The organism is Hydrogenophaga sp., from assembly GCF_018780385.1.
In the GTDB taxonomy this organism is placed as follows: Bacteria; Pseudomonadota; Gammaproteobacteria; order Burkholderiales; family Burkholderiaceae_C; genus Hydrogenophaga.
This window is the reverse complement of sequence record NZ_JADMJO010000101.1, coordinates 1-9,474: the sequence shown is the minus strand read 5'-3', so window position 1 is coordinate 9,474 and position 9,474 is coordinate 1. Positions and strand designations below refer to the sequence as shown.

The following is a 9,474-nucleotide window of genomic DNA, read 5'->3' as shown; positions in this document are numbered from 1 at the left end:
GCTCCCAGCGCGTTGAGCAAATCACCCAGCTCGTCCTTGCGCGTGGTCTGCACGTGACCATTCAGGTCACCCGCGGCCACCGCCGTGGCGATGCCCACGGCCTCGCGCAATGGGGCCGTCACCGACAGGGTGATGCGCCAGGCGATCAGGCTGGCCAGCAGAACGGACAGCGCGGCCAGGGCCACCATGATCGTTTCCTGGCGAAGGATCGTGGCATTGGAGGCGGCCACCGCTTCATCGAGCAACTCCCGCTGGTACTTCCGCAGTTCCGACATGTTCTCGGTATAGCGGTTGGCCGCCGGCAGCAGGGCGGAATCCAGCTGTCGCATGGCCTCTGCGATTTCGCCGCCCTTGAGCGCTGCGAAATAGGCCTTGCGCACAGCGATGTACTCAGCGCGGCTGTTGGAGATGTCCTTGAGCAAGGCTTTGCCCTGGTCGCTGCTGATCTCGTCGTCCAGCGTCTTTTGCAGCACGTTGATGCGCTCGGTGGTCTGCGCAATCAAGGGCTTGAAGTAGATGTCCACCTCGGGGTTGTCCCCCGACTTCGCCATGGCGAGCACACGGTTGATGTTCAGGCGCGTACTCGCGAGCCACTCGTCCATGACGGCAGAGCGACGCTCCATCACCAGCACCCGGGCGGTCGCTTGTTGCGCGGATTGCAGACTCGTCCAGGCCAGGGCGGTGAGCGCAACCAGCAGCACCAGCACACTGGCAAAGCCCAGCGTCAGGCGGTGGCCGATCTTGAGTCGGTTGAACATGGTATGTCTCCGAAAGGGGTGAGGCAAAGGCCGGCGCGAGGGTGCCTACTGCAGGGACTGGGTGGCGTCCATCAGGCCCATGTCGGTGCTCGACATGAGGGCTTCGATGTCCATCAGGATCAACATGCGCTCGCCCACACTGGCGATGCCGGTGATGAAGCTGGTGTCCACGTTGGTGTTCATCTCGGGTGCGGGCTTGATCAGCTCGCCGGCGAGTTCCAGCACGTCGGCGACGGCATCAACCACCGCGCCGACGACGCGGCCGCGCACGTTGAGCACGATCACGACCGTGAAGCCGTTGTATTCCACCTTGTCGCAACCCAGCTTGATGCGCAGGTCCACCACCGGCACGATGACGCCGCGCAGGTTGACCACGCCCTTGATGAACGAGGGCGCGTTCGCAATGCGGGTGGGCTCTTCGTAGGAGCGGATCTCCTGCACGCGCAGGATGTCGATGCCGTATTCCTCTCCGCCCAGGCGGAAGGTCAGGAATTCGGCGCTGGCCTTCTGTGCGGCCGCTGCACGGGCGCTGTCGTGGCGGGCGATGTGGCTGGCTTCGTTGCGCATGTCCATGGAATGGGTCCTCGGTTTTTCGGGTTGGTCCATGGAATATCGGCCAGCCCGGCGCAGGCTGAAGTCGGAAAAAAGCGGACAAACCCTGTCCATTCCCGCCGCTTGTGCACGCGCCCAGTACTTAAGTGCACAAAACGCCATCGCAGTGAGCCCATGGACTGTTTGTCCCGAACGCGTCGGCGAGGCACGACCTCCTCTGCTAACTTGTGCCCATGCAACTGAACCGCACCCACCCCGAGCACCTGTCCCCCACACAGGCCATCAACTGCGACCACGCGGCCGTCGTTTCCTTTGCGCAGGCGCATGCGGTGGGCGGCAGTGCGCGTGAGCGGGCGGTGTCGATCTACCGCGCCGTGCGCGACCAGGTGCGCTACGACCCCTACCGCATCGACCTCTCCGACCACGGCATGACCGCCAGCACCGTGCTGGCGCAGGGATACGGCTGGTGTGTGCCCAAGGCGGTGCTGCTGGCGGCGGTGGCGCGCGCGGCGGGCATTCCCGCACGCCTGGGTTTTGCCGACGTGAAGAACCACCTGTCCACGGACAAGCTGCGCCAGACCATGCAGACCGATGTGTTCGTCTGGCACGGGTACACCGAGCTGTGGATCGACGACGCATGGCGCAAGGCCACGCCGGCCTTCAACGTCGAGCTGTGCGAGAAGTTCGGCCTGCTGCCGCTGGAGTTCGACGGCGTGCACGATTCGCTCTACCACGCGTTCGACCGCGCAGGCCGCCAGCACATGGAGTACGTGAACGAACGCGGCAGCTTCGACGACCTGCCGCTGGCGCAGATCAGGGCCGTGTTCGCCGAGGTTTACCCGACCATGAACGCGGGCAACCCGATCAGCGGTGACTTTGCGGCGGACGCGGCGCGCGAAGCCAGCCGAAGTTGAACCATCTGCCACGGCGAAGTGCCCCCAGTCCAGAACACCGCGGAACCGGCTTTGCCGGGCCGCAGGTGTTGCCCCCTTGAGGGGGTGACGCGCCCAAGGCGCGGCGCGGGGGTGTGGGTCAGGTGCTGAAGCGGAACACTGCTGTGCTGGCCATCAGATTGGGCCAGCGGTGCACCTCTTCGCCTTCGTGCAGGCCGAAGCTCTTCTCGATGGTCAGGCCGTTGCGCCGGGCCAGCACCTCGAAGTCGGCGTGCGTGCCCACGCGGATGTTGGGCGTGTCGTACCACTGGAAGGGCAGGCGCTTGGTCACGGGCATGCGGCCCTGCACCACGGCCAGCCGATTGGGCCAGTGGGCGAAGTTGGGGAAGGCCACCACGCCGATGCGGCCCACGCGCGCGGTCTCGCGCAACATGGTCTCGGCATTGCGCAGGTGTTGCAGCGTGTCGATCTGCAGCACCACGTCGAAGGCGTTGTCACCAAAGGTGCTCAGGCCGTCTTCCAGGTTGAGCTGCAGCACATTGACACCGCGGCGCACGCAGGCCAGCACCTTGGCATCGTCGATCTCCACGCCGTAGCCGCTGCAGCCGCGCGTGGCCTGCAGATGGGCCAGCATGGCGCCGTCGCCACAGCCCAGGTCGAGCACGCGCGAGCCGGGTGGAACGAGCCGGGCGATGGATTCCATGATGGCCTGCTCGCTCATTGGCCAGCCTCCGTGCTGCGCGCTGCGGCGCGAACTTGCTTGGGGCGGCCCGGCACGGCGTTCATGCCTGGCCTCCTGCGATGGTCTGGTCGAAGTAGGCACGCACCGCGTTGAGGTAACGCGGGTCGTCGAGCAGGAAGGCGTCGTGACCGTGCGGCGCATCGATCTCGGCGTAACTCACGTCGCGGCGGTTTTCCAGCAGCGCCTTGACGATCTCGCGGCTGCGCTTGGGCGAAAACCGCCAGTCGGTGGTGAAGCTGACCAGCAGGAACCTGGCCGTGGCCTTGGAGAGTGCCGCGCTCAGGCTGCCGCCATGCTCTCGCGCCGGGTCGAAGTAGTCGAGTGCGCGGGTGATGAGCAGGTAGGTATTCGCATCGAAGTACTCACTGAACTTGTCGCCCTGGTAGCGCAGGTAGCTCTCGATCTGGAACTCCACGTCCTGCGTGGTGTAGCGGTAGGCCAGCTCGGCCGCGGCCGTGGGGTCGCCCTCGTCGATCGAACGCAGGCTGCGCCCGAACTTCTCGTTCATCACGTCGTCGCTGAGGTAGGTGATGTGCCCGATCATGCGGGCGATGCGCAGGCCGCGCCGTGGCAGGGTGCCTTGTTTGAGGTAGTGCCCGCCGTGGAAATCGGGGTCGGTCACGATGGCGCGCCGCGCCACCTCGTTGAAGGCAATGTTCTCGGCCGTGAGGTTGGGGGCGCTGGCCACCACCACCGCATGGCGCACGCGGTCCGGGTACTGCAGCGTCCAGGCCAGCGTCTGCATGCCGCCCAGGCTCCCACCCATCACGGCCGCCAGGGTCTGTATCCCCATGACATCGAGCAGGCGGGCCTGCGCGTCCACCCAGTCCTCCACCGTCACCACCGGGAAATCCGCGCCCCAGGGCGCTCCGGTGGCCGGGTTGGTGTGCGTGGGGCCTGTGGAGCCGAAACACGAGCCCAGATTGTTGACGCCGATCACGAAGAAGCGGTCGGTGTCCACCGGCTTGCCGGGCCCGATCATGTTGTCCCACCAGCCCTCGCTGCGCGCGATCGGCCGGCCCTGTCCGTCGGCATGCCAGCCCGCCACATGGTGCGAGGCGTTGAGGGCGTGGCAGATGAGCACCGCGTTGGAGCGCTCTGCATTGAGCGTGCCGTAGGTTTCCACCACCAGCTCGTAGGCGGGCAAGGCAGCGCCGCTGCGCAGCGGCAGTGGCTCGGTGAACCGGAACGTTTGGGGCGTGACGATCAATCTGGTTTCCTGTGGGCGGTGCGCGCCCGAAAAAAATCCCGATGCCGCCAAGAGCGAGACCGGGATACAGGACCAAGAGTCTCTTCTTTAGCGGCATTTTTAAAGCGCCCGCAATTCGGATCAAATCGGCGCTGTGAGCGCGGAGTATAGATTGAAGCTTTGTCCCGGTGCGAGCCGGGGGCAGGGCACACGCCACGTCTTGGGCCATAAAAGCGGTGTTGTAAAGCCGCGTCGACGTCAATGGGGGCCGCGGCGTCCTGAAAAATAGTTACTGTTTGCGCGACATTGGGCGCATAATCCTCTGGCGAGCGTCCAAGACGCTCGTTTTGACAAGTGATCGGTCGGTTTCGCGTGCTACAGGTTTTTGTGTGCTAACGGGGCTCCATCGCTATTTTTCTCAGTGTTATTAGGAGTCCCGACCATGGGCAACAAACTGTACGTTGGCAATCTGCCATACACCGTTCGCGACGAAGACCTCCAACAAGCGTTCGGCGCTTACGGCTCGGTCAACAGCGCCAAAGTCATGATGGAGCGCGATACCGGTCGTTCCAAAGGTTTCGGCTTTGTCGAAATGGGCAACGATGCCGAAGCGCAAGCCGCTGTTGAAGGCATGAACGGCCAATCCCTGGGCGGTCGCAGCCTGGTGGTGAACGAAGCCCGTCCGATGGAAGCCCGTCCTCCCCGCACCGGTGGCGGCGGATTCGGCGGCGGCCGCAGTGGCGGCGGCGGCTTTGGTGGTGGCGGTGGTGGCGGCAGCGACGGCGGCTTCCGCAGCCCTTACGGTGGTGGCGGCGGTGGCGGTGGCCGTCGTGAAGGTGGTGGCGGCGGCGGTGGCCGTGGCGGCTACTGATCGTCCCCGATCAGCTTGATTCGGTGAACCCTCGCGTTCGCTGATCAGCCCCAAGAAAAAAGCCCTGCGGCATGGCCTCAGGGCTTTTTTCTTGGGCGCTCCAGAAGCCGCCGGATCAAGAGCCGCTCCTGGCTTCGCCTTGCCTGTGCTTGCGTGCCCGGCCTGACAAGACCCGGTCGAACAACGCGTTGGGCAGCAGGCGCAGCAACTTGGCCACCACGCCCATCTGCCACGGAATCACGCGGTAGCTCACGCCGGCCACGATGGTGTCAAAAGCGCGATCAGCAAAGGTCTCGGGGCTCAGCAAAAACGGCATGGCGTACCGGTTCTCGCGGGTCAGCGGTGTGTCCACGTAACCTGGCACCACGGTCACCACCACCACCCCGCTGCCGCGCAATTCCCCGCGCAGGCTCTCACAGTACGCCACCACCGCGGCCTTGCTGGCGCAGTAGGCGCCGTGCCCTGGCAACCCCCGGATGGCCGCCACGCTGGCAATGCCCACGAGCGCGCCACTGCCGCGAACGGTCATCGCCGCCACAAACGGGTGGAAGGTGGCGGCCATGCCGGTGTTGTTCAGCGCGAAGGTGCGGGCCATGACGTCCAGGTCGTCACGTTCGGCCGTGTCCATGCCGATGCTCACGCCTGCATTGGCGATGACGACGTCGGGAACACCCTGGGCCTCCAGACAGACGCTGCCAGCGGCCACGATGCTGTCGATGTCGGACACATCGGCGCCGTACACACGGCAACGATCGGCACCCCATCCGTTGGCGTTGGCAAAAGCCTGCATCTCGGCGGTGCGCCGCGCCACCAAGGCCAACCGGTACCCACTGCGGGCGAACCGGGCCGCCAGGGCCTGGCCGATGCCGCTGGAGGCACCGGTGATGAAGGCGAGCGGGGCTGCTGTGTTGTCTGGTGGCAGGGTCATGGCGGTGCAAGCAGTTCAGCGGGGCATCAGTTGGACTTTCACCCGGCCTTTGAAATCGGCCACGCCGGCGTCACCACGGTAGTCGAGCGTGTCCGCCACCAGCCGGTCGGTGCCGCGAAGCAACACCACGGGTTTGTCGGAAACGACACGCTCAGGGTCGATGAAAACCTTGAGGTATTCGCCCTGGAATTCGAGTCGGGGCAAAACTGCACCATTCGCCCCGACAGCGGCTTCGCGCACCACCACCGCATTGCCTTCCAGGATGAACTGGCTGTTGTCAGCGTTGGTGGTCACCAGCTTCGCGCTGGCCACCGTGGGTCGACCCTCGGGGCCGATGTTACGGATGCGCGCGTTGTCGATCTCGATGCGATCGTCATCGGGATGGTGACGCGCCTCGTCGCCCACCACTTCGGACTTGAGCGCGCCGGCAAGGTCGAACGCCTTGACCGAGAAGCCGCGCATGAAGTAGTCGGGTTCGCTGCTCACGGGGCGCGCGGCTTGGGGCTCTTCGGGCGTGGGGGTGGCGCGCAACAGCCAATACGAGGCCAGCGCGAGCAGGCCCATCAGCAGCACGGGCAGGTAGATGGAGATGCGGTCCAGGAGTTTGGGCTTGCGCAAGGGCGGACGGGCCGCCGGCTCGGTGAGGTCGATGGTGTCCAGGAAATCCAGCGGATCGGACGTGCTCATCGGGCAGCTGCCTCCAGTTCGCGGGCATACACACCGCTGGCCACAAGCAGGAGGTCGCACAGGTCGCGCACAGCGCCGGCGCCTGGCAACCGGGTGGTGACATGGTGGGCCACGGCCAGCACCTCGGCGTGGGCGGTGGAGGGCGCGCAGGCCAGGGCCGCGCGGCGCAGCATGGGCAGATCGGGCCAGTCGTCGCCCATGGCTGCGGCTGCCGACCAGCTCAAGCCCAGTTCGGACAGTATCTCCTCGGCCGCCGGGCGCTTGTCTTCGGTGCCAAAACGCGCGTGCGCCACACCCAACGCCTTCAGGCGCGCACGCAGGGCCGCCGAGTCGCGTCCCGTGACCACGGCGGGCGTGATGCCGGCGCGCTGCAGCAGCTTGATGCCGTGACCGTCCAGCGTGTGAAAGCGCTTGAGCGCTTCGCCCGATTCGCTGAAGTACAGACCGCCATCGGTGAGCACACCGTCCACGTCGAAGAACACCACGCGGATGCCCTGCGCCTGCAACAGCAACTCGGGTGAGAAATTCAAGGCCGGGCGCAGGGCGGGCAGGGCGTTCATTCAGATCACTTTCGAGCGCATCAGGTCGTTGGCGTTGAGCGCTCCGATGAGTCGGCCATCCTCGTCCACCACCAGCACGCTGGTGATGCGGTTGGCTTCCATCACGTCGGCGGCCTCCACAGCGAGCGCCTCGGCGTGCACGGTGCGTGGGTCGGGGTGCATCACGTCAATCGCGCGCAGGGTGCGCAGATCGGCGCTGCTGCCGGTTTTCTCGATCAGGCGGCGCAGATCGCCGTCGGTGAAGATGCCGAGCACGCGGTCGTCGGCATCCACCACGGCGCTCATGCCCAGGCCTTTGGCGCTGATGACGCTCATCACGTCCATCAGGCTGGCTTGGGGGCCGACCCGCGGCACGTCGGCGTCGCTGCGCATGACGTCGCTCACGTGCGTGAGCAGCTTGCGCCCGAGTGCGCCACCCGGATGCGACCTCGCAAAGTCGTCGGCCTTGAAGCCGCGCGCGTCGAGCAGGGCCACGGCGAGTGCGTCGCCCATGGCGAGTTGCGCGGTGGTGCTGGCGGTGGGCGCGAGGTTGTGTGGGCACGCTTCCTTGTCGACCGAGCTGTCGAGCACGGCCAGGGCGTGGCGGCCCAGCGTGGAGTCGGGTCGACCGGTGAGTGCGATCAGGGGCACGCCCATGCGCTTGATGAGCGGCAGTATCGCGGTGAGTTCTTCACTCTCGCCGCTGTTGCTGATGCCCAGCACCACATCGGCCGAGGTGATCATCCCCAGGTCGCCATGGCTGGCTTCGGCCGGGTGCACGAACATGGCCGGCGTGCCGGTGGAGGCGAGGGTGGCAGCGATCTTGCGGCCGATGTGGCCGCTCTTGCCCATGCCCATAACCACCACGCGTCCTCGGCAGGCCAGCATGCTGGCCACCGCCGTGGCAAAGGAATCGCCCACCCGCAGGGCCATGGACGTGACGGCCTGGGCTTCGATGCTCAGCGTTTCCTGGGCCATCGCCAGGGCGCGGGCGGCATCGAAGGTCGTGGGCAAGGTCATGCGGGCCATTATCGCCGTGGGCCTCGCGGCAGCGCCCCCTGTGGATACACCGCTCGCCGTTAACATGCCTGCATGACCTCTCTCGACCTGGCCCTGCTGTACCTGCTGGCTTCCGTATTGGGGGTGGTCGGTTGCCGGCTGCTGCGGCTGCCGCCGATGCTGGGCTACCTGGTGGTGGGTGTGTTGATCGGACCCAACGCGCTGGCGCTGACGCAGGACTCCAGTGGCATCCGCTACCTCGCGGAGTTCGGTGTGGTGTTCCTCATGTTCGTCATCGGCCTGGAGTTCAGCCTGCCCAAACTGCGCGCCATGAAGCGGCTGGTGTTCGGGCTGGGACTGTCGCAGGTGGTGCTCACGGTGCTGATCACCACCCTGGCATCGATGGCGCTCACGACGCTTCTGCCCGCATGGTGGGACATCAGCTGGCAAACCGCGCTGGCGCTCGGTGGCGTGATGGCCATGAGCAGCACGGCGATCGTGATCAAGCTGGTGGCCGAACGGATCGAGCTGGAATCCGAGCACGGCAAACGGGTGCTGGGCATCCTGCTGTTTCAGGATCTGGCGGTGGTGCCCTTGCTGGTGATCATTCCCGCGCTGGCGGCCGAGCCCGAGGATCTGCTGATTGCGGTGGGGTGGGCCAGTCTGAAGGCCGTGCTGCTGCTGGGCCTGTTGCTCACGGGCGGACAAAAGGTGATGCGTTGGTGGCTCACGCTGGTGGCGCGACGCAAGAGCGACGAGCTGTTCATGCTCAACCTCTTGCTCATCACCCTGGGGCTGGCCTGGCTGACCGAACACGCCGGTCTGTCGCTCGCGTTGGGTGCGTTTGTGGCGGGCATGCTCATTTCAGAGACCGAATTCAAGCACCAGGTGGAGACCGACATCCGCCCGTTCCACGACGTCTTGCTGGGCCTGTTCTTCATCACCATCGGCATGATGCTGGACTGGCGGATGGTGTTCGACCGCTGGGAGCTGGTACTTCTGCTGCTCACGCTCTCGCTGGCGTTCAAGCTGGCTCTCATCACCGGGCTCACGCGAGCGTTCGGCGCGCCCATGGGCGTGGCGCTGCGCACCGGTCTGTACCTCGCGCAGGCGGGTGAATTCGGCCTGGTGCTGCTCACGCTGGCCGGCAACAACAACCTGATTCCTCCCGCCCTGTTCAACCCGATCCTGGCGTCCATGGTGCTGTCGATGCTGGCCACGCCGTTCATGATCATGTATGCCAACACCATCGTCACGCGGCTGGTGGGCAGCGACTGGCTGATGCAGTCGGTGCAGATGACCAGCATCGCGCGCAA

General features: G+C 65.8%; 11 protein-coding genes and 1 riboswitch. Of the genes, 3 read left to right on the top strand and 8 right to left on the bottom strand.

Annotated features, from left to right (window positions below; translation table 11 throughout):
- Both IV113_RS22285 and IV113_RS22280 read right to left on the bottom strand, forming a co-directional pair.
- Window positions 1-758: Tar ligand binding domain-containing protein (locus tag IV113_RS22285; protein ID WP_291089742.1), on the bottom strand; the 758-nt coding region annotated here is incomplete at its 3' end.
- A 45-nt stretch (window positions 759-803) separates the two neighbouring features.
- Complete coding sequence (locus IV113_RS22280) at window positions 804-1,331, bottom strand: chemotaxis protein CheW (RefSeq protein ID WP_291089739.1); 528 nt, start codon at window positions 1,329-1,331, stop codon at window positions 804-806.
- A 212-nt stretch (window positions 1,332-1,543) separates the two neighbouring features.
- Between IV113_RS22280 and IV113_RS22275 the strand changes: the two genes are divergently transcribed.
- A complete protein-coding gene (locus IV113_RS22275; RefSeq protein WP_291089736.1) occupies window positions 1,544-2,224 on the top strand; it encodes a transglutaminase family protein in 681 nt (226 codons plus the stop codon).
- 118 nt (window positions 2,225-2,342) lie between these two features.
- Here the strand turns inward: IV113_RS22275 and metW are convergent, their stop codons facing one another.
- The gene (metW, locus tag IV113_RS22270) at window positions 2,343-2,924 is read right to left on the bottom strand and encodes a methionine biosynthesis protein MetW (protein ID WP_291089733.1); all 582 of its coding nucleotides are present in this window, start codon (window positions 2,922-2,924) and stop codon (window positions 2,343-2,345) included.
- A gap of 61 nt (window positions 2,925-2,985) precedes the next feature.
- Entirely contained in the window at window positions 2,986-4,155 is a 1,170-nt protein-coding gene (locus IV113_RS22265) for a homoserine O-acetyltransferase (RefSeq protein ID WP_291089730.1), read from the bottom strand.
- Between the two features lie 66 nt (window positions 4,156-4,221).
- Window positions 4,222-4,297: riboswitch (SAM riboswitch) on the bottom strand.
- Window positions 4,298-4,576: 279 nt separating this feature from the next.
- Here IV113_RS22265 and IV113_RS22260 point away from each other — a divergent pair.
- Window positions 4,577-5,005, top strand: coding sequence for an RNA-binding protein (locus IV113_RS22260; RefSeq protein ID WP_291089727.1), 429 nt, complete (start codon window positions 4,577-4,579; stop codon window positions 5,003-5,005).
- Between the two features lie 115 nt (window positions 5,006-5,120).
- Here the strand turns inward: IV113_RS22260 and IV113_RS22255 are convergent, their stop codons facing one another.
- From IV113_RS22255 to IV113_RS22240, 4 genes are read right to left on the bottom strand one after another with little or no spacing between them, the layout of a single operon-like run.
- On the bottom strand, window positions 5,121-5,933 hold the full coding sequence (locus IV113_RS22255) for an SDR family oxidoreductase (RefSeq protein ID WP_291089724.1): 813 nt from the start codon (window positions 5,931-5,933) through the stop codon (window positions 5,121-5,123).
- Between the two features lie 15 nt (window positions 5,934-5,948).
- Window positions 5,949-6,620: an LPS export ABC transporter periplasmic protein LptC gene (gene lptC, locus IV113_RS22250; protein ID WP_291089722.1), complete on the bottom strand. Its 672-nt coding sequence runs from the start codon at window positions 6,618-6,620 to the stop codon at window positions 5,949-5,951.
- Window positions 6,617-7,180 carry an HAD family hydrolase gene (locus IV113_RS22245; protein WP_291089719.1) on the bottom strand — a complete coding sequence of 188 codons (564 nt, stop codon included), beginning with the start codon at window positions 7,178-7,180 and terminating at the stop codon, window positions 6,617-6,619. Before IV113_RS22245 ends, lptC begins: the two co-directional genes overlap by 4 nt.
- Window positions 7,181-8,188, bottom strand: a complete 1,008-nt coding sequence (locus IV113_RS22240; protein WP_291089716.1) for a KpsF/GutQ family sugar-phosphate isomerase — start codon at window positions 8,186-8,188, stop codon at window positions 7,181-7,183.
- Window positions 8,189-8,251: 63 nt separating this feature from the next.
- Here IV113_RS22240 and IV113_RS22235 point away from each other — a divergent pair.
- A partial coding sequence (locus IV113_RS22235; RefSeq protein ID WP_291089713.1) for a cation:proton antiporter occupies window positions 8,252-9,474 on the top strand: 1,223 nt, incomplete at its 3' end.

Bases quoted from the DNA above. Each gene is read 5' to 3' on its own strand.
- IV113_RS22280 (WP_291089739.1), bottom strand. From the start codon at position 1,331: ATGGACATGCGCAACGAAGCCAGCCACATCGCCCGCCACGACAGCGCC.
- IV113_RS22275 (WP_291089736.1), top strand. From the start codon at position 1,544: ATGCAACTGAACCGCACCCACCCCGAGCACCTGTCCCCCACACAGGCC.
- metW (WP_291089733.1), bottom strand. From the start codon at position 2,924: ATGAGCGAGCAGGCCATCATGGAATCCATCGCCCGGCTCGTTCCACCC.
- IV113_RS22260 (WP_291089727.1), top strand. From the start codon at position 4,577: ATGGGCAACAAACTGTACGTTGGCAATCTGCCATACACCGTTCGCGAC.
- IV113_RS22255 (WP_291089724.1), bottom strand. From the start codon at position 5,933: ATGACCCTGCCACCAGACAACACAGCAGCCCCGCTCGCCTTCATCACC.
- lptC (WP_291089722.1), bottom strand. From the start codon at position 6,620: ATGAGCACGTCCGATCCGCTGGATTTCCTGGACACCATCGACCTCACC.
- IV113_RS22245 (WP_291089719.1), bottom strand. From the start codon at position 7,180: ATGAACGCCCTGCCCGCCCTGCGCCCGGCCTTGAATTTCTCACCCGAG.
- IV113_RS22240 (WP_291089716.1), bottom strand. From the start codon at position 8,188: ATGGCCCGCATGACCTTGCCCACGACCTTCGATGCCGCCCGCGCCCTG.